Origin of the sequence: Streptococcus sp. LMAG:39, assembly GCF_008680485.1 — a bacterium.
GTDB classification, from domain to species: Bacteria; Bacillota; Bacilli; order Lactobacillales; family Streptococcaceae; genus Streptococcus; species Streptococcus pasteurianus.
On the sequence record NZ_NALE01000001.1, the window covers coordinates 1,981,435 to 2,000,155 of the forward strand.

Annotated in this window: 20 protein-coding genes and 5 pseudogenes; 18 read left to right on the forward strand and 7 right to left on the reverse strand. The window is 37.2% G+C overall.

The genetic code is table 11. From position 1 onward, the window contains the following. The first annotated feature begins 480 nt into the window (after positions 1 to 480). Positions 481 to 1,470, forward strand: a complete 990-nt coding sequence (gene lplA / locus CCC20_RS10135) for a lipoate--protein ligase (RefSeq protein ID WP_003064342.1) — start codon at positions 481 to 483, stop codon at positions 1,468 to 1,470. Between the two features lie 86 nt (positions 1,471 to 1,556). Here the strand turns inward: lplA and CCC20_RS10140 are convergent, their stop codons facing one another. The 3 genes from CCC20_RS10140 to CCC20_RS10150 all read right to left on the reverse strand — a co-directional run bounded on the left by CCC20_RS10140 (position 1,557) and on the right by CCC20_RS10150 (position 3,486). Next, positions 1,557 to 2,099, reverse strand: coding sequence for a hypothetical protein (locus tag CCC20_RS10140; protein ID WP_003064344.1), 543 nt, complete (start codon positions 2,097 to 2,099; stop codon positions 1,557 to 1,559). Between the two features lie 57 nt (positions 2,100 to 2,156). Further along, the gene (locus CCC20_RS10145; protein WP_003064345.1) at positions 2,157 to 2,465 is read right to left on the reverse strand and encodes a DUF898 family protein; all 309 of its coding nucleotides are present in this window, start codon (positions 2,463 to 2,465) and stop codon (positions 2,157 to 2,159) included. A 151-nt stretch (positions 2,466 to 2,616) separates the two neighbouring features. Next, the gene (locus CCC20_RS10150; RefSeq protein ID WP_003064347.1) at positions 2,617 to 3,486 is read right to left on the reverse strand and encodes a LysR family transcriptional regulator; all 870 of its coding nucleotides are present in this window, start codon (positions 3,484 to 3,486) and stop codon (positions 2,617 to 2,619) included. A 211-nt stretch (positions 3,487 to 3,697) separates the two neighbouring features. On the opposite strand from CCC20_RS10150, the gene CCC20_RS10155 reads away from it, so the two are divergent. The 8 genes and pseudogenes from CCC20_RS10155 to CCC20_RS10190 all read left to right on the forward strand — a co-directional run. Next, positions 3,698 to 4,558, forward strand: coding sequence for a DUF3737 family protein (locus CCC20_RS10155; RefSeq protein ID WP_287180177.1), 861 nt, complete (start codon positions 3,698 to 3,700; stop codon positions 4,556 to 4,558). Next, on the forward strand, positions 4,551 to 5,720 hold the full coding sequence (locus tag CCC20_RS10160) for a MalY/PatB family protein (RefSeq protein ID WP_013851703.1): 1,170 nt from the start codon (positions 4,551 to 4,553) through the stop codon (positions 5,718 to 5,720). Before CCC20_RS10155 ends, CCC20_RS10160 begins: the two co-directional genes overlap by 8 nt. Continuing rightward, positions 5,721 to 6,197 carry a cyclophilin-like fold protein gene (locus tag CCC20_RS10165; RefSeq protein ID WP_003064353.1) on the forward strand — a complete coding sequence of 159 codons (477 nt, stop codon included), beginning with the start codon at positions 5,721 to 5,723 and terminating at the stop codon, positions 6,195 to 6,197. Continuing rightward, the gene (locus tag CCC20_RS10170) at positions 6,197 to 6,547 is read left to right on the forward strand and encodes a cyclophilin-like fold protein (RefSeq protein WP_003064355.1); all 351 of its coding nucleotides are present in this window, start codon (positions 6,197 to 6,199) and stop codon (positions 6,545 to 6,547) included. Before CCC20_RS10165 ends, CCC20_RS10170 begins: the two co-directional genes overlap by 1 nt. Positions 6,548 to 6,626: 79 nt before the next feature. After that, entirely contained in the window at positions 6,627 to 7,127 is a 501-nt protein-coding gene (locus CCC20_RS10175) for a pyridoxamine 5'-phosphate oxidase family protein (protein WP_333485237.1), read from the forward strand. Positions 7,128 to 7,258: 131 nt separating this feature from the next. Continuing rightward, positions 7,259 to 8,623 carry an MATE family efflux transporter gene (locus CCC20_RS10180; RefSeq protein WP_003064359.1) on the forward strand — a complete coding sequence of 455 codons (1,365 nt, stop codon included), beginning with the start codon at positions 7,259 to 7,261 and terminating at the stop codon, positions 8,621 to 8,623. A gap of 128 nt (positions 8,624 to 8,751) precedes the next feature. Further along, positions 8,752 to 9,915: an MFS transporter gene (locus tag CCC20_RS10185; RefSeq protein WP_058692822.1), complete on the forward strand. Its 1,164-nt coding sequence runs from the start codon at positions 8,752 to 8,754 to the stop codon at positions 9,913 to 9,915. A gap of 108 nt (positions 9,916 to 10,023) precedes the next feature. Beyond that, positions 10,024 to 10,155, forward strand: a pseudogene (locus tag CCC20_RS10190) (alpha/beta hydrolase); the annotation flags it as partial. A 268-nt stretch (positions 10,156 to 10,423) separates the two neighbouring features. On the opposite strand, the pseudogene CCC20_RS10195 reads toward CCC20_RS10190, so the two are convergent. After that, positions 10,424 to 10,888, reverse strand: a pseudogene (locus CCC20_RS10195) (MFS transporter); the annotation flags it as partial. Here CCC20_RS10195 and CCC20_RS10200 point away from each other — a divergent pair. Further along, a pseudogene (locus CCC20_RS10200) lies at positions 10,872 to 11,214 on the forward strand (NADPH-dependent FMN reductase); the annotation flags it as partial. The pseudogenes CCC20_RS10195 and CCC20_RS10200 overlap by 17 nt on opposite strands. 270 nt (positions 11,215 to 11,484) lie before the next feature. Here the strand turns inward: CCC20_RS10200 and CCC20_RS10205 are convergent. Continuing rightward, positions 11,485 to 12,267, reverse strand: coding sequence for a protein-ADP-ribose hydrolase (locus CCC20_RS10205; protein WP_058692824.1), 783 nt, complete (start codon positions 12,265 to 12,267; stop codon positions 11,485 to 11,487). Positions 12,268 to 12,396: 129 nt separating this feature from the next. Further along, positions 12,397 to 12,657, reverse strand: a complete 261-nt coding sequence (locus tag CCC20_RS10210; RefSeq protein WP_003064371.1) for a metal-sensitive transcriptional regulator — start codon at positions 12,655 to 12,657, stop codon at positions 12,397 to 12,399. 86 nt (positions 12,658 to 12,743) lie between these two features. Between CCC20_RS10210 and CCC20_RS10215 the strand changes: the two genes are divergently transcribed. From CCC20_RS10215 to CCC20_RS10245, 7 genes and pseudogenes are all read left to right on the forward strand, one after another. Then, positions 12,744 to 13,127 (forward strand): rhodanese-like domain-containing protein, encoded by a 384-nt coding sequence (locus CCC20_RS10215; protein ID WP_081048613.1) that lies wholly within the window; start codon positions 12,744 to 12,746, stop codon positions 13,125 to 13,127. After that, entirely contained in the window at positions 13,124 to 14,779 is a 1,656-nt protein-coding gene (locus CCC20_RS10220) for an FAD-dependent oxidoreductase (RefSeq protein WP_081048614.1), read from the forward strand. Before CCC20_RS10215 ends, CCC20_RS10220 begins: the two co-directional genes overlap by 4 nt. Next, on the forward strand, positions 14,772 to 15,071 hold the full coding sequence (locus CCC20_RS10225) for a rhodanese-like domain-containing protein (protein WP_013643007.1): 300 nt from the start codon (positions 14,772 to 14,774) through the stop codon (positions 15,069 to 15,071). The genes CCC20_RS10220 and CCC20_RS10225 overlap by 8 nt, the downstream gene beginning before the upstream one ends. 57 nt (positions 15,072 to 15,128) lie before the next feature. After that, positions 15,129 to 15,779: an HD domain-containing protein gene (locus CCC20_RS10230; RefSeq protein ID WP_058692825.1), complete on the forward strand. Its 651-nt coding sequence runs from the start codon at positions 15,129 to 15,131 to the stop codon at positions 15,777 to 15,779. A 60-nt stretch (positions 15,780 to 15,839) separates the two neighbouring features. Next, entirely contained in the window at positions 15,840 to 16,307 is a 468-nt protein-coding gene (locus tag CCC20_RS10235; protein WP_003064380.1) for a GNAT family N-acetyltransferase, read from the forward strand. A 1-nt stretch (position 16,308) separates the two neighbouring features. Continuing rightward, positions 16,309 to 16,656: pseudogene (locus CCC20_RS10240) on the forward strand (transposase); the annotation flags it as partial. Positions 16,657 to 16,684: 28 nt separating this feature from the next. Then, entirely contained in the window at positions 16,685 to 17,752 is a 1,068-nt protein-coding gene (locus tag CCC20_RS10245) for an FUSC family protein (protein ID WP_003064383.1), read from the forward strand. On the opposite strand, the pseudogene CCC20_RS10250 reads toward CCC20_RS10245, so the two are convergent. Beyond that, positions 17,703 to 18,494 (reverse strand): annotated as a pseudogene (locus CCC20_RS10250) (transposase); the annotation flags it as partial. The gene CCC20_RS10245 and the pseudogene CCC20_RS10250 overlap by 50 nt on opposite strands. Between CCC20_RS10250 and CCC20_RS10255 the strand changes: the two are divergent. Next, complete coding sequence (locus CCC20_RS10255) at positions 18,490 to 18,663, forward strand: DUF2798 domain-containing protein (protein ID WP_003064389.1); 174 nt, start codon at positions 18,490 to 18,492, stop codon at positions 18,661 to 18,663. The pseudogene CCC20_RS10250 and the gene CCC20_RS10255 sit on opposite strands and share 5 nt — an antisense overlap. Positions 18,664 to 18,721: the final 58 nt, after the last annotated feature.

Here is an 18,721-nt window from a genome sequence, read left to right on the forward strand (position 1 = left end):
CTCAAATAAGAAGACGTCGTAGCAGATCAGCTAAGAGAAAATAACTGACTGGGATAACCGTAAAAGGTGTTAAATTGACTCATCCATTGGCATTGGCAACGCTAGTGTAAGAAAAGGAATTTGAACAGTTTTAGTCGCCGATAAAGCTTTCCTCAAATGTCAGCAGTCAATATTTCTTGGTGATTTTTCCAGATAAATCAATCAGTGTGATTTGAAAAACAAGCTGAAAACGGAAGGGTTGTGTTTACGATACCATGATTGTTCCAGCTAATAAAATCAAAACAACGTTTAAGGAAATGGCTGATTTTAGTAAAATTGATTTAGAAGATATCCCAGATTTTGTCAGTCGTCTTAGCCGAGCTTTGAATTGATGATAAGCATTCAAGTATCTTCATCGAGGAATTCTTCCAAGCAGATTAAGAGACTGAAAGCGGCGATTTTGCTATACTATCCTTATATGTTATAAAAAGGAGCTTTCGCATGAAATATATTGTCAATAACTCCCATAATCCTGCCTACAATGTGGCTTTGGAAGCTTACGCTTTTCGTGAATTGTTAGCTGAAGATGAGCTTTTCATTCTTTGGATTAATGAGCCAACGATTGTTATTGGTAAACACCAAAATGCTATCGAAGAAATTAACAAAACTTATACAGATGAACACGGTATTCATGTGGTTCGTCGTTTATCAGGTGGCGGTGCGGTTTACCATGACCTCAATAATTTGAATTACACGATTATTTCTAATAAATCACAAGAAGGGGCTTTTGATTTTAAGACCTTTTCCCAACCTGTCATTGAAACGCTAGCTGATTTAGGGGTGACAGCGACTTTTACGGGACGTAATGACCTCGAAATTGACGGAAAGAAATTTTGTGGCAATGCGCAAGCTTATTATAAAGGACGAATGATGCATCATGGTTGTCTGTTATTTGACGTGGATATGACTGTTCTTGGAAATGCCCTGCAAGTTTCAAAAGATAAAATTGAATCCAAAGGGGTTAAATCTGTGCGTGCGCGTGTGACCAATATTTTAGATGAATTGCCAGAAAAAATGACTGTTGAAGCCTTTTCAAATCAATTGTTAAATAAAATGAAAGAATCTTATCCTGATATGACAGAATATGTCTTTTCTGATGATGACCTGAAAAACATTCAAGCCTTGGCTGACCAACAATTTGGCACTTGGGACTGGACTTACGGAGAAGCACCAGAATATACAATTAAACGCTCTGTTCGTTACCCAGCAGGAAAAATTACCACATATGCTAATGTTGAAAAATCAGTCATTAAAGGAATGAAACTTTACGGTGACTTTTTTGGCATCAAAGATGTGGCTGACATTGAACAAGCCCTAATCGGACTTCGCTACGAATACCCAGATGTCTTAGCCAAACTCCAAACAATTGATACCACCCAATACTTTACCAACATCACTCCACAAGAAATCGCCAAAGCAATCGTGGAGTGAGGAATATATAAAACTAGCTAGCAATTTTTGCTAGCTAGTTTTTGTTATAGTTTCTAGTTAGGTATCTTATGATGAGTATTTAGTGCTTATTTCCAAGTTGCGTTTTCGTAGGAAACAGTGACAGGGGTATCGTCACTTACAAGATAAACATCAACAATAGTTGCTTTTTGACCTGCTGTTAAGCCATCAATAGATTGGGTTGAAACATTTGTAAATGTGTAATCCAAGGTTTTACCTTCAGAATCTAAAACAGTCCATCCACCTAAATCAATATAATCTGAACTTGTATTCTCTACTATTGTTGTAACAACAAGTGCTTTTTTACCTTCAAATTTACTATATTCTTCCTCTGGATATCCTTCTTTTAAGTCAATATTTTCATCTATAACAGGTTTCTGTATTGTCATTTTTAAACCTGTTGATTCATATCCAGTAACATGCATATCAGCTTCAGTGAAAGTGTAACTTTCGTCAAATGAAAGGTTGTGAGATGTCTCCTCTTTACTAGAGCTTGATTCTTCGATAACCTCAATAGAAGTCGTAGTTGTTTCTTCATCTGAGGTATTTGAGCAAGCAACAAGTGTAGTAGCAGAAAGGAGCAATACTCCTCCTAATAACATTTTTTTCATTAAAAATTCTCCATTCAGCTTTTAACGTGGTTCAGTTTTTTTGCACGTTTTCCTAATTTAGTCTAAGTAGTGCGTGTGTTTGGTAATCCATTGTTGCAATTTAATATTAAGCCAGAATGAGTAGATACCGATTGTAATGATAGTTAAAATGAGCCACTTAATCCAATTGCCAAAGAGTTGTGTGGCTGTTCCGTCAAAGGCTAGACGGTGTCCGTCAATAACAGTATGTTGGACTTTCCAGTTTATCATGATACAAATGCCCCAAGGTGCGCAGATTCCAAGGGTTAAAATGGTAATCAACCCAGCTAAAATACTGTGTCCAACGTAACTTAATAAACCACCGTCAAAATAACTTTCTCGTTTCATCCTATATATCTCCTTTGTATTTAAACGATTGTTTTACGCAAAAACGTTATTAGTGTAGCATATTGAAAATGGCTATGCAAGATGATATGAGCAAAAACAAAAACCACCAAAGTTTGTATTTTAGCGGTTATTATTGTGGTGAAAAATATTATTATTTTTCGATTTCTTCACGCATTATTTTGAGAAATTGTTTGGTACTTGGGGATAGCGTGTTTTGTTTTTTCCAGAGAATTTGCAGGGTGTCGTGATTATTTTCAGCAAATGGAACAAAGGTTAAGTCGCTATCTGGATATGAGGTGTCGATAATGTTGCCAAGGCAAAGGGCGATTCCCACACCAGCTTTGACGAGAAGTGAAGCATTATAGAGCAGATTATAGGTTGCAACAATACGATAATCTCCTAAACCGGCCAATGCGCTAGGTTCTGTACTCGTTTGAGCAGAAGTGATAAGTGGGTAAGCCAGAGCATCAGTGAGGCTTGGCTTTTCAATCAGCGTCAACGGATGTCCTTTAGGAACCAAGGCTCCCCAGCGGTCGCGGTTGTCAAGGGCTAGGTGATTGTATTTTTTGATATCGTAACTGCCAATGGTAATTCCCAAGTCATAAACGCCTTTATTTAAATGTTCGAGAATGTCATCTGCGTTACCACTGCGAATATGGACACGAATATCTGGATATTGTTCGGTTAGTGTTTTGATAGCGCGGGCAACAATATCAAGCGACTGACTTTCGGCGGCTCCGATGTAAATATCACCAGCAATGCCATCTGATTTTCGAATGTTATTTTCAGTTTTTTCAACCAATGCCAGAATTTCAATGGCACGGTTGTAAAGGTATTGCCCGTCATCGGTCAATTGAATTTCACGGCTACCTCGGTGAAATAAAATCGTGTCTAATTCATCTTCTAATTCTTTAATTTGTCGTGAGAGTGTTGGTTGTGTCACGTGCAGAGCGTCAGCTGCATTGGAAATGCTTTTGGTCTGCACAATTGTGACAAAATAATTAAGCACACGAATGTCCATAATGTCCTCTTTCTATGCCTTTTAGTTATATAAACTATGTTATATAAGCATTTGTCATAGCTATTATATCGTGATAAAGTAACTTTGTAAAATGAAGTGGTTACATGATTAAAAAAATAAACATTAATGCTTGACTTTGAGTGGGCTCCAAGGTGTACACTGAATGGCGTTTCGGTCTTAAAAAAGACTTTGAAAAAATGGAGGGATAAGAATGACAGATATTAATCAAAAATTATTGACAGGAGAACGTGCCTGTTTTAAAGCAGAAAATATGACCATTACCCAATCAGTATTTGCGGATGGCGAATCACCGTTAAAGGAAAGTCGTCATATTGTTTTGGAAAATAATATTTTCCGTTGGAAATACCCACTTTGGTATTCACGTGATGTCAAAGCACGAAAGATTCAGTTGCTTGACACAGCGCGTTCAGGTATCTGGTACACGCACCAAATCAATATTTCTGACAGTATCATTCAAGCACCTAAGACATTTCGTTGTAGCTCTGCTATTGTTCTGGAAAATGTCCAAATGCCAAATGCTCAAGAAAGTCTCTGGTCATGTGAGGATATTAAGTTGACTAATGTTAATATAACGGGTGATTATTTTGGTATGAATAGTAAGCATATCAAGGCGGATAATGTGACGATTGCAGGAAATTATTGCTTTGACGGTGCTGAAAATATTGAGATTTCAAATAGCACTTTGTTGTCAAAAGATGCTTTTTGGAATTGTAAACACGTGGTTGTGCGTGATTCGACAATCGTAGGCGAATATCTTGCTTGGAATTCAGAAGATATCACGTTTATCAATTGTACGATTGAAAGCAACCAAGGGCTTTGTTATATGAAACACGTGACTTTGGAGAATTGCCAGCTGATTAATTCGGATTTAGTATTTGAATACGTTGAGAATTTGCAGGCAGATATTCATTCTGACATTATTAGTATTAAAAATCCGATTTCTGGGAACATCACAGCAGATGCCATTGGTGAGATTATTTTTGACGACCCAGAAATCAATGCCAAGCAAACAACCATTTCATTGAGAAAGGATGTGCTTGAGCGTGCCTAAGTATCATTTTGATAAAATTGTCAATCGTCGTAAAGTGAATTCCTATAAATGGGATGTTGGTGAGGATGAACTTCCAATGTGGGTTGCGGATATGGATTTTGATACGGCGCCAGAAATTAAAAATGCCCTGCAAAAGCGCATTGAGCAGGGCGCCTTTGGCTACAATACTGTGCCAAATTCTTTCTTTGAAGCCTATATTTCTTGGTGGCAAAACCGTCATGAATTCACACTTCAAAAAGATTGGTTGATGTTTTGCACGGGAGCCGTTCCTGCCCTTTCATCAATTGTTCGTAAGATGACTAAGCCAAGTGATAAGGTAGTGCTTTTGACGCCTGTTTATAATATTTTTTACAATTCTATTTTGAACAATGGACGAGAAGTGTTGGAAAGCTCTTTGGTCTATAAGGACGGAAATTATCAGCTTGATTATGATGATTTGGAAAATAAGCTGGCGCAACCCGAGACGACGTTGATGATTTTTTGCAATCCCCACAATCCGACAGGTTATGTTTGGACAAAGGCAGAGCTTGATAAAATTGGTCAGCTTTGTTTGAAACATGATGTCCTTATTTTATCAGACGAAGTGCATTGTGATTTGACACATCCTGATAGCTATTATACGCCGTTTGCATCGGTATCAGAAGAAATCGCAAACATTACAATGACTTGCTTAGCGCCGTCAAAAGCTTTTAATATTGCTGGCTTGCAAACGTCGGTAATTTCTGTGCCAAATGAAGCCCTTCGTAAACGAGTCAATCGTGGCATCAATACGGACGAAGTGGCTGAGCCAAATTCTTTTGCCATTCAAGCAACAGAAGCAGCTTTCAATGAAGCAGGGCAATGGTTAGATGAGCTTAACGAGTACTTGGCAAAAAATCGTGCTTACTTGATTGAGCAAGTGACAACAACTTTTCCAGAAATCAAAATCGTTCCAGCAAAGGCGACTTATCTTGCTTGGCTTGACTGCTCTGCTATTTCACAAAATACAACAGCATTATGTGCCTTTATTCGTCAAAAAACAGGTTTAATCCTATCTGACGGTGACATTTTTGGTGGCAATGGTAAACTTTTCATCAGGTGGAATTACGCTTGCCCGCTTGAAGTGTTAGTTGACGGTGTTGAACGTTTTAAAAAAGCGGTCAAAGAGTACAAGGAGCAATAAATGAAAAAATTTGGGTGTTTTATCTTAGTTATGATGCTTTTGGTTTTGTCCGCTTGTAGTAGTGTACAAAATAATCAACAAGCTAAGCAAACACAAACAACAACGACAAGTAAAACAGAGGAAGAAAAAATGGTAACAGCTACGGTTAATGGAGAGACATTTACAATCACGTTAAATCAGTCACAAGCAGCGCAGGAATTTTTAAATCTTTTGCCCCTAACACTTGATATGCGAGATGTAAACGGTAATGAAAAATATGCGGTGCTCAACCAAACATTCACAAACGATGATAAAAAAGTAGGAACGATTCACGCTGGTGATTTGAAACTATGGTCTGGCGACGGTTTGGTTCTTTTCTATAATGATTTTCCCTCATCTTACCAATATACAGACTTAGGAACGATGTCAGATAGTCAAGGCTTGGCAGAAGCTCTTGGGTCTGGGGACGTTATTATTACCATTGAGGTCGTCGATTGATGCGCTCAATAACAGTAACCATTGCAGAAGGAACATTTGAGCTTTTCTTAGAAAATAATGCTAGCGCGCAAGCTTTTTCTGAACTTTTGCTACTTGAATTGGAAATGGTTGATGTGAATGGCAATGAGAAATTTTATTTACTAGCTGACCACCTACCAAACCAAGAACGCTGTTCTTGTTTGATAAAAGCAGGTGATTTATTACTATGTCATACAAATGAATTAACCTTTTTCTATGATGATAGTAAAACCTGCTTTAAATACACTTATCTAGGACATGTTAAAGACAGCCAGAATTTCAGAAAAGCCATGACAGGCAAGATAGTCACTGTTATTTTTGAGGAAAAGTAAGATAGTCTTGACTGCTTCATGAAATTACTGCTTATTTTTGCTATAATGTTTGAAAAAAGAAATGATGGGTGGGCAACCTATGACAAAAATGAGACGTCGTGACCGTGAAGTGACTGACTTGACAGAAATCAAAGCTATTGTTGAGAAAAATATGATTTTGCATTTAGGGCTTTTTGATGAGGAATTTCCTTACGTTATCCCTTTGCATTATGGTTATGAATACCGTGAAGAAACTGACCAGTTTATTTTTTACACACACGGTGCGAGACGAGGGCATAAAATTGATTTAATCCACCAAAATCCCAATGTTTGTGTTCAGATTGAGGGAGAAGTGGTGCCTGATTACGACTATGATGTGCCTTGTAAATACGGTGCTTTCTTTAGTTCGTTTATCGGACGTGGAAAAGCAGAGCTTATCGAAGAATCAGAGCAAAAAGCCTACGCCCTTAATCTACTCATGCAGCACCAAGCTGGCAAAATATTTGAATTCACCGAAAAAATGACAAAACCAGTCGGCGTGATTAAGATTGTGATTGACCAATATTCCGCCAAAGCTAAGACAATGATGCCTAAAAAATAATAGAAAAACAACTAATCTAAAGCAGATTGGTTGTTTTTTGTTAATAAAGATAAAAAATTGAAAAATTCCCTTGACTTGGAGCTAACTCAAAGGTGTAAAGTAATAGATGACATTAGAAAGAGGAGGAAATTATGGAAAGTAACGTAGTCGCAACACAGCAAAAAACGTATTTTTTTAGTAATCGTGATTTGGCTAAATTGTTTATTCCTTTGATTATTGAACAAGGGTTGGAATATCTGGTGGGCTTAATCGCCTCGATTTTAGTTTCAAGAGTTGGCGAAGCAGCAGTGTCGGGTGTTTCTCTTGTGGAGTTTCTCATGGCGCTCTTTATCAGTATTTTTGCCGCTTTTGCAACTGGTGGCGGCATTGTTGCAGGTCAATACTTAGGTGACCGTGATGGTGAAAATGCTAATAAAGCTATCAATCAATTAGCGAAATTCACTCTTATATTTAGTATCGTGATTACGGTTTTTATTTTTGCCATTAAACCGTTAATTTTAAATCATTTGTTTGGCTCAATTACGCCAGCAGTTCATGCCCAAGCCGATCGGTATTTTAATATCGTTGCCTTATCGACACCATTTATTGCCATGTATAATTGTGGCGCAGCGATTTTTAGAACCTTAAACAAATCACGCTTGCCGATGAATATTATGTTGGTCATGAATGGCTTGAATATTTTAATGGGGATTAGTTTGATTTATGGTCTCGGTTGGGGTGTCGAAGGTGTTGCAGTACCGATTTTGCTATCACGTGTTGGTGCCATGGTGCTAGTTCTTTGGTTTGCACATCACTTGACATCTGAATTAACTTTGGGAAACTTTTTGCGTGAAAAAGTTGACTGGCAGATGATTAAAAAAGTTCTTGGTATTGGACTACCATTTGGGTTTGAAAATGGCATGTTCTTTCTTGGTCGCTTGATTGTGTTATCAATTGTGTCTTTATTTGGAACAGCGGCGATAGCAGCTAATTCGGTTGGTGGAACGATTATTATGTTTCAGGCACTTCCAGGAATTTCTATCGTGCTAGGTTTAGCAGTTATCATTTCAAAATGCGTTGGTGCTGGGGACTATGAGCAAGCAGAATACTATAAGCGTAAGGTTAGCCGAATTATTCATTTGGCAAATGGTGCGATTTCTTTGCTCATTATTGCTGCAATGCCGTTATTGATGAAAATCTATGATTTGTCTGCGCAAGCAACGCACTATGTTTGGATTATTGTCCTTGCACACGGTATTCTTGTTAGTATTTTTTGGAATTCTGGTTATGTGTTACCTGTTGTTTTTCGTAGTGCTGGAGATGCCAATTTTCCAATGGTAGTTAGTACTTTATCAATGCTATTAGCTCGTGTGGTATTTGCCTACATTTTTTCTGTTATGCTTGGTATGGGAATGCTAGGAACGTGGGCAGCTATGTTTTTAGATTGGTTTATCAAAGGAATCATTTATGAAATCCGCTACCGAAAAGGAACATGGAAAAATTACAAGTTAGTCTAGGAAAAACAATTTTAAAATTAAAAAAGCATCCATGCCTTTCAAGCATAATATCTATAAAATATAAGTATTTGTAATAGTTGTTAATCCTTGTTATGATAGCTTTAGTAATTAAAGAAAAGGATTAATTTATGCAGAAAACTTCAAATCGTTCATTAATTTTACTTTTAACAATCGGTGTATTTGGCATTCTGAATACAGAAATGGGAATAACAGGCATCTTGCCACATATCGCTGAGCATTACAGTGTTTCATTGACAACGGCTGGTTTGTTGGTATCTGGTTTTGCTTTAGTTGTTGCTATTGCAGGACCAACCATGCCTTTACTATTTTCAAAGGTCAATCGTAGATTAGTTATGCTTTTGGCAACAGGTGCTTTTACCTTGAGCACTATCGTTTCGATTTTGGCGCCAAATTTTACTGTTTTACTGATTACGCGTGTTTTACCAGCAATTTTTCATCCTGTCTATGTCTCTATGGCGATGACGGTAGCCGCCACATCTGTTCCTGAAAACGAATCGCGAAAAGCAGTTGCTCAAGTTTTTATGGGTGTTTCAGCTGGAACACTTTTAGGCGTACCAGTGTCTAATTTCTTAGCAAGTCAATTTTCACTTAGCTTATCAATGATTTTCTTTGCTATTATTAATTTACTTGTTTTTATCGGAACCATCATTTTAGTACCATCGATGCCAGTGACAACTGGATTATCTTATGGACAACAATTAAGCATTTTAAAACGTAAAACGATTTGGATTTCTATTATAAGCGTTCTTTTATTGAATGGAGCAGTGCTAGGTTTTAATTCCTATATGTCAGATTTCTTAGAGAGTTTCTCACAAATCAACGTTAATCTAATTGCCTTGGTTTTGTTAAGTATTGGGCTGGCTAATATTATTGGAAATGCTTTAGCTGGACAATTTTTAGATAAAAATACTCATCGATTACTGATTAGTTTGCCACTATTTCTTATCCTTGATTTAGCTTTACTATTTTTCTTTGGAAATCAAGCACTAGCGATGATGATTTTAGTTGTCATTTTTGGAATACTTGGTGGACTTGCGGGGAATGTGAATCAATATATGATTTACAGTGTTGGTGAAGATGCACCCGATTTTGCTAATGGTCTGTTTCTGGCGGCTGCCAATCTTGGTGTGACCGTCGGAACATCGTTTACAGGTGTGTTTATAACGCTTGGTGGTGGTAGTCAATTTAGCATTTTGGGAAGTATCATTATGCTTATTATCGCTTTTATAGCTATCCTTACTCGTCAAAAATGGCTTGCACTATTAAAATAAAAAACACTATTCATGCCTTTCAAGCATAACATCTATAAAATATAAGTATTTGTAATGTATGATAACCTTTGTTATCATAACTTTAGAATAAAGATAGGAAAAAAGAACATGACTGAAGAATTACATTTAACTCAAGAATGGGACAAAGTTTTTCCAAAAAGTGATAAGGTTGACCACAAAAAAGTGACTTTCCATAACCACTTTGGAATTACTTTAGTTGCTGAGTCGTTTGTTCATAAATAAGAACTTCCTCTCTTTATAGAAGACCCTTTCATTTTATAAAGCATTACTTAACCATTTCTAAAATATCATATGACAGTTTGGTATGTAATATGAATAATAAATGACAAAAATCTCCTAAAATACGATTAAATTGGATAAAAAAACGCTCTAAAGGCGTCAGAGTAAAAATTTATGAGGAAGCTCCAAATTTTAAAAATATTCATTGAGAAATACGTAAACAAATAAAGCTAAGCACTTTGTCTTAGCTTTATTTTCAAAACTGATTTTAAGTCGTTTTACGGTCAAAGAAGTTGTAAATGTATTCGATAATCGCAAGGATAACAAAACCAATTGCAACCAATCCAAGTGTGCCTGAGGCACTTGTTCGCCAAAAGATACCAGCAATGGCATTTACCATTGGTGCGGCAAAAGCAGCACCGAGATTGATTCCCATAAGAATGACCGATGTGGTTAAGGTACCACCATTTTTAGGACCGACTTGTGCCACGCGAAGAAAAGCTTGTGGGAACACCCAACCAAAGAATAAACCAGCAATGATAACGCCTGTTGTTACTAAAGCAACGTTTGTCGCTGTGGCTACCAAGTAGAAACCAAATGCAATGCCGGTATAGGCAACTGGTAAAATAAAGTTACCAATTAATTTTGAAACTGGGGCGTAAAGAAGGGCTGCTACCATGGAAGACAAACCAAGTAAAGCAAGAATTGATGACGCAGCAGACGGCGTTATCATCGCGACACCTGAACATAATCACACCACAAGTGCAGCTTTAAAAAGCACGATTGAATGGCTTTCCTATCAAATTCATCCCTTTGATGGCAAACCAGTTATGATTGTAGGAGCCTCTTATTATCAACAAGGGTCATCACGGGCACAGTTACACCTTCGTCAAATTCTTGATTCCCCAGGTGTTAATGCCATGGTTTTACCAGGAAATGAGTTTCTCCTTGGAAATGCTAAAGAATCCTTTGACAGTCATTATCATTTGAAAAATGAAGCAACCATCAATTTCTTAGGAACTTGTTTAGAAAATTTTATGAAGTATGTTAGTTTGGTAAACGGACTGAATGCCCCAAACGAAGAAATTCTCAAACCTGCTGGAGCTAACGAAAGTACACCAGTATCTACGGATGCTAATTCAGGTGCTTCAGCTAGTTGGAATGCGAGTGCAGCCCCAGTAGCCAAGCCTATCACCTCTAACTCAACAACCCCATTTGATAAAACACTAGACGACATCTTTGGTCCTGATTTAGGCATTGAAGGAAAAGATATTTTAGATACAGTAACTCTAGATTAATCACAAAAACGCCATAAAGGCGTTTTTGTGATTAATTAAGTAATTGCTGATAAAGGTTTAATTCATCGTCCTCATCAACGTTCAAGACAATTTTATTAACAAATTGGCTTCGTTCTAAAAAGTCTTTTACGGTTTGAATGGCAATTTTTGCCGCATTTTCATTAATAAAACGAACTTCATCATCTGCTGCAAGAGAGGGTAGGGCAACAGATTCAAGATGATTTTTTTCTGCCAACGTTAGACAAGATAAGTAACTTTTAGCAAGTAAATCTTCGTCAATCGGCGTCAAATGCTCGTTGATAGCAGGACTAACGGTGTGAAGTACAAATTTGGCAGGCAAGTTATAAGCTGGCGTAATTTTTGCCGTGCCGGTTGGTTCATCATGACCTTGTTCTTGTATGAGTTTGTAGCAATCCAGACGAAGTTGTACACCAGCATAGGTATGAATAGTATTGTCAGTGCAGTCATGAAGTGGTTGGAAGCAACCAAGCATACGATGATTAGCAGTATTGACAATGGCATCCACCTTGAGACGCGTAATATCACCTTTCCAAACATAAAGGCGGTCGTCTGTTGGAATTGGGCGTAGATGATTTAAGAAAACAACGACACGCTCTGCTTTTTTAAGTTGTAGATAGTTATCTTGCATATCTAAAAAGCCACTTGAAACCGCCATTGGTGGACGAACGTTAAGAAGAGCACGCAATAATGTTTCTTGACTATCCAAGTCACTAGACACATCAATTGCTCTAAATTGTGGATTTTCCTTAATCAGGTAATCTAGAAGGTAGGTTACCATTTCTTTTTTTGTCATATGGTCTCCTTAGCATAATAAAATCGCTTTCCTAATCATAAGTATATCACCTTTTTAAGGAATTAGCATTAAGAAAAATGAAAAAATCTAAAAATGACAATTAGGAATCCGTGTAGCAATAACGAATCCCTATTTTTTGATAATCAATTCCAATGCTTTTTGTAATTTTTCTTCTTGTTTTTCTTTATCCTTAACTGGATTTTCGATGATTTGATTGATTTTGTTGCTAATAACGATACCCATGGTACGGTTGATGCTAGAACGAACAGCAGTTAATTGTGTTACGATATCGATACATTCTTTATCGTCCTCAATCATTTTTTGAATCCCACGCAGTTGCCCCTCAGCACGTTTTAAACGATTAATGATGTCTTTGTTATCTGTTGCCATAAAGCTCTCCTTTGATTGCTATTATACCGATATGGGGTATTGTTTGTCAAACCCAAGACATTATCATTGACAGTAAATTGTAGGATGTGATATCATCAAAATATACCCATAGGGGTATTTATCAACAGAGAGGAGACAAGGTTATTTTTCTAAAAAAATTATTTTCATCATCGATAAAAAATATTGATGTTACGGAACTTCAACGACTTTTAGATAAAGATATTGTGTTATTAGACGTTCGAACAGCTCAAGAATACGCTAGGGGGCATATTAAAGGAGCTCGGTCATATCCTTTAGACCGTTTGAATACCTATCAGGGTAGCAAAGATAAGCCAATTTATCTTATTTGTCATTCTGGAGCTCGCAGCAAACGTGGCGCAAAATTATTACAACAAAAAGGCTATGAAGCCATTTCGGTTAAAGGCGGTATGATGGCTTGGCATAGAAAAATTATTGGAGGAAATAAATGATTAAAATTCTGATTGTTGGTGGTGTCGCAGGTGGGATGTCAGCAGCGACTCGTTTACGCCGCTTAATGGAGGACGCTGAAATCATTGTATTTGACAAAGGACCTTATGTTTCATTTGCCAACTGTGGGCTTCCCTTTCACGTTTCTGGGGAAATATCAGAGCGTGAAAGTCTTATCGTACAGACACCAGAAAGTTTGAAAGCACGATTTGCTATTGACGTTCGACCAGAATCAGAAGTGGTGGCAGTTGATACGGATAAGAAAACCATCACAGTTTGCTATGCGGATAAAGTCTATGAAGAATCATACGACAAACTGATTTTGTCGCCAGGTGCCAAACCAGTTGTTCCTCAAATGGTAGGGCTAGATAGTGCTGATAACGTGTTTGTGCTTCGCAATATTCCTGACTTGGATAAGATTCTGAATGCATTAAACGACACCAAAGCTAAATGTGCCACTGTTATTGGTGCTGGGTTTATCGGACTTGAAATGGCAGAAAATTTGGTTAAAAAAGGCTTGCAAGTGACAATCGTTGAAAAGGCACCGCATGTTTTGCCAACGTTAGATGAAGAAATGGCAGCTTTTGTTAAGGATGAATTGACACGAAACGGCATAACGGTTTACACTAATCAATCTGCCAAAGCTTTCAAGGATAATGGAAAAGTTATCATTCTTGAAGATGGTAGTGAGCTACTATCTGATATTACTATCATGTCAGTTGGGGTTCAACCAGAATCAAATTTAGCCAAAGAAGCAGGTCTTAAATTTGGTATGCGTGGGGGGATTCTTGTTAATGAGTATTATCAAACCAGCAATCCAGATATTTACGCTGTTGGAGATGCCATTATTGTCAAACAAGAAATCACTGGTCAAGATGCGCTTATTTCTCTAGCTAGTCCAGCAAACCGTCAAGGTCGCCAAGTTGCGGATAATATCGCTGGCATCGCTCGTCAAAATAAAGGAAGTATTGGAACAGCTATTGTTCGTGTTTTTGATTTGGCAGCTGCTTCAACAGGCTTGAGTGAACGCATAGCTCGCCAACAGTTTGAAGATGTAGCTGTTGTTCATACGACATCAAAAGACCATGCTAGTTATTATCCCAATGCTAGCGATATCGTTTTGAAATTGATTTTTAATCAGAAAACGGGTGCTATTTATGGAGCGCAAGCTGTTGGGCAAAAAGGCGTTGATAAGCGTATTGATATTCTAGCAACAGCGATAAAGGCAGGACTAACGGTAGATGATTTACCAGAATTGGAATTCACTTACGCACCGCCATTTGGTTCAGCTAAAGACCCAGTAAATATGGCAGGATATGCTGCGCTTAACATTATGGAAGGTATTAGTGAAAATGTTCAATGGTATGCTTTATCAGATGAATTAGCCAAAGGAAAACTCTTGCTTGATGTTCGTACGAGAGAAGAAGTTTCACGCGGTCATTTTGCAAATAGTGTTAACATACCACTTGATGAATTGCGTGATCGTTTAGCAGAATTAGACACCAATCAAGAATACATTATCAGTTGCCACAGCGGGCTTCGTTCTTACATTGGAGAACGTATTTTGAAGCAAAATGGCTTTAAAATTCAAAATCTTGATGGTGCTTATTTCCTTTATAGTACTGTCAAACCAGAGGAGATTGTTCATGATTAAAACAATTACAGCTAGAGAATTACAAGAAAAAATAAGCAAAAAGAAGCTGCATTTGCTTGATGTTCGTGAGAAAGTAGAATATGCCATGGGACATGTGCCAACAGCGGTTAATCTACCTTTAAGCGAATTTGTATCAAGCTACCAAACACTTGATAAGGACAAGGTTTATCATATCATTTGCCAAAGTGGCTCACGTTCTGAACAGGCAGCAGTTTTCTTATCTCAACAAGGCTATCAAGTTGTCAATGTCGCAGGTGGCACATCCGCTTGGACAGGAGTATTGGAATACTAAAATAGTTGACATCATTAAGCAAGGCTACTGGTCTTGCTTTTATGTTATAATCAATCTATGATTGATAAGAATAATATGTTACAAAATGCGGAAAAGTTTGTCTATGATAAATTGCATACAGATACCAGTGGGCATGATTGGTGGCATGTGGTGCGCGTGAGAAATACAGCGCGTGAGTTGGCAGAAAAAGAAGGGGCAGACCAGTTTATTTGTGAATTGGCAGCGTTGCTTCACGATATGGCAGATGATAAGTTAAATGCTAATCCCGAGCAAGCTTTGACAGAGCTGAAAGTTTGGCTAATGCAACAAGAACTATCAGAAGAAGCTATTGACCACATTATCCAAATTATCACGACCATGTCATTCAAAGGAAGTGGTCAAAGTGTTCCGCCAACTTTGGAAGGTAAGATTGTGCAAGATGCAGACCGTTTAGATGCCATTGGTGCAATTGGAATAGCGCGGTGTATGGTTTATTCGGGAAGCAAGGGACGTCCGATTCATGACCCAAGTAAGGTAGCACGTGACAATCCTAGTTTAGAAGATTATCGCAACGGGCAAGATACGGCAATCATGCATTTTTACGAAAAGTTACTCAAACTTAAAGAGTTGATGAATACGGCTTATGCTAGAAAAATGGCAGAGCACCGTCACAAAGTTCTAGAAGAGTTTTTAACAGAATTTTACGCAGAATGGGACGGTAAGTTATAGGTTGCAATAAAAAGGCAAAATGTTATAATAGAAAAACGAAAAGATTGGGAGGTCAATAAAATGGCAATTAGACGTGCGACAATCGCTGATATTCCAACATTGATGGACCTTTTACAACAAATTCTCTATGTGCACCATGTGGCAAGACCTGATTTATTTCAAGAAAAAGGTGTCAAATACACAGAAGACGAATTAGCTGCACTTATTGCTGACGATAATCGTCCGATTTTTGTTTATGAAGATGATAATGGTAAAGTGATTGCACATATGTTTACTATTGTTGAAGACGTTAGCGCACCAAGAGTTCCCCAAAAAACACTCTTTGTTGATGATTTGTGTGTGGACGAAGCAGCGCGCGGACAAAAAATTGGTGAAAAACTCTATCAGTTTGCTTTGAAATACGCCAAAGAAATTGGTTGCTACAACCTAACGTTAAACGTCTGGAGTGCAAATAAATCAGCCGTTCGCTTCTATGAACGTCAAGGCATGACACCGCAAGAGACACGTATGGAACAGATTATTGATTAAAAATGCCTCTAAACATCTTTGTTTCTACGGCTTCAAAGTTCATATTCTGGTGACCTTATCTGGTTATATTCTGAACTCTGTTGTCACGCCAGCCCCTGTTCATGATATCAAGGTGGTCTATGAACTATTAGAGGGATGTAAGCAATCGGCTATCCTAGGTGATTTAGGCTAACTGAGCAGTGAACACAAGAAGGACTTAGAACAACAAGGTTACCATCTATGGACGCCGTTTCGTAAAAACATGACAGAGACCGAAGAACATACATTAGCTAGAAGCCTAGCCGGACTACAGTTACGAATTGAACAAATTATTCTGGCTCATAACTTACGCTATTTTGAAATGAACTAGCACCACGACTTTGAAGGAATTATTTTATATGCACTTTTACCAACTATTACAATTAGATCCTCTAACCTTAAAGCAAAAGATACATGATGTTGATAATAAGAAACAAAAACTTCAGCTTATAGCTTGTCTTTTTATAAGGGCAATTTTATTAGTCTCCTTTGCTATTTTTTGGATAAGCTCTCTAAATTTTATATTTGGTAAAGATATTTCATCGTTTTCACTTATTCTATTTTGTATTCTATTAACTTTACGTTTTGTACCATTTGGCTATAGAGTAGGTCATTCTCTAGTAGGATTAGGAATTGTTTTTATTATACTTTGGTTGGCTCCGTTCATTTCTTTAATAGCTTATCCATTTATACAATTCATACTTCATTTCATTTGTTTATTGCTTTTATTTTTTATCACCGGTAAAGAGCCCCAAATGGGTAACCCCGGATTATACTCCTTTTCCTATCTATATTTAATTGGAACAGTACACTATATATCCAATACTCAAGTAGTACATTCCTTTTTTATTTTATTATTTTCTTATGGACTTTTTGCTATCATCTTCTATCATAAACATAAATTTTCAAATGAAAACATTTCCTTTATTCATATAATAAAAGAAAATAGACATATAAATAACAAAAATATTTGGTATTTTTACTATGCGTTCGGAATTAGTTTATTACTCTTTCTAGGAACTTATTTACGAATTGATAGATTTATGTGGTCGACTTTTGCTTGTTCCTCTCTATTTTCTGGATATAACACTTTTAAAATTTCTGAAAGAGCAAAAGAGCGAGTTATTGGAATCTTTGGAGGATCAATTTTATCAGGGTTACTTCTGCTTCTTATTCCAACAAATTATCTTGGAATATTAGGCGGAATATGCTTAGGATTTTGTGCAACATATCAAAACAAAACGATTTTAAATTGTATTGGAGCAATCACTTCAGCAACATTAATATTTGGACTAAAAACAACGGTACTCCTACGAATAACACTTAACCTATTAGGAGTAGGGTATGCTTTTTTATATCATCTTATATTCGTAAATATTACTGGGTCTTTAATGAAAAAAGGAAAAAAGAGGTTGGGCAAAAACTAGCTTTAAAATAAAACCACACAACGATTTCAGTCTTGAAAACAATCAAGATGATAAAATCACTGTGTGGTTTTTGAGTGTTTAACGTTCTTAAGGCTAGATTCTTAGCCAATTTTGTTAGATTCATACTCATGAAGAGAAATCTAATCTCTGTTTGAATAGCTTGTCTCCCTCTAACGTGGACTCTGCGAACGCCAAAAACACTCTTCAATCTACCAAAAACGGGTTCAACATTAGTTTTCCGTTTGGCGTAGACACGAGAGCCTTCTTCGCTATTCAATTTTTCCTTTATGAGTTCTTTAAAGTAATTCCAAGTTGGATTGTAATAAATGTGTTTCTGATTGCCACCTTCTGTTTTGGCAAGTTCTTCCAACTCTGGTGTGTCTTGTATTTTTATCTGCCTCATAGATTTTAAAATCACGTTTAAAGCCATACTTATCACATCGACGAGCGTAGCACTTAAAAGAATAAATCACTCCGTCTGGTTTCATAAACTGGTCGGTTTCTTCAAGATAATTCCAATTACAGGAATTATTAGGACTGTTCTTATATTTCCTCGTTAATTCTTTTTGATACATGCCATAAGGGATTAGAGGTGTTTTTCCAGCTCATCCATGATAAAAACATAGTTTTCTTCACTTCCATAACCTGCATCGGCTACAATATGTTGGAATAAATCCAGAGTTTGGATAGAGTTTAGGAATGGCTCTAGAGTTCTAGTATCTGTTGGGTTTGGAAAAATGTCATTCAGTGGCATCATTTTCAATTCAGGCTTGGAAGGTGTCAGCCTTGCAGCCTATGGACAAGCTTGGCTAACAAATTTTGTTGTCGCATTACCATATAATTTTGTCGTGGTTGGTCCGATCGCTCGTTATTTCCTAGGTGAAATCCAAAAACAAACTGTACTAGCCTAAACACCCCCTAAAAAAGCAAGGATAACTCCTTGCTTTTTTAGGAGTTAAAAAGAAGTTT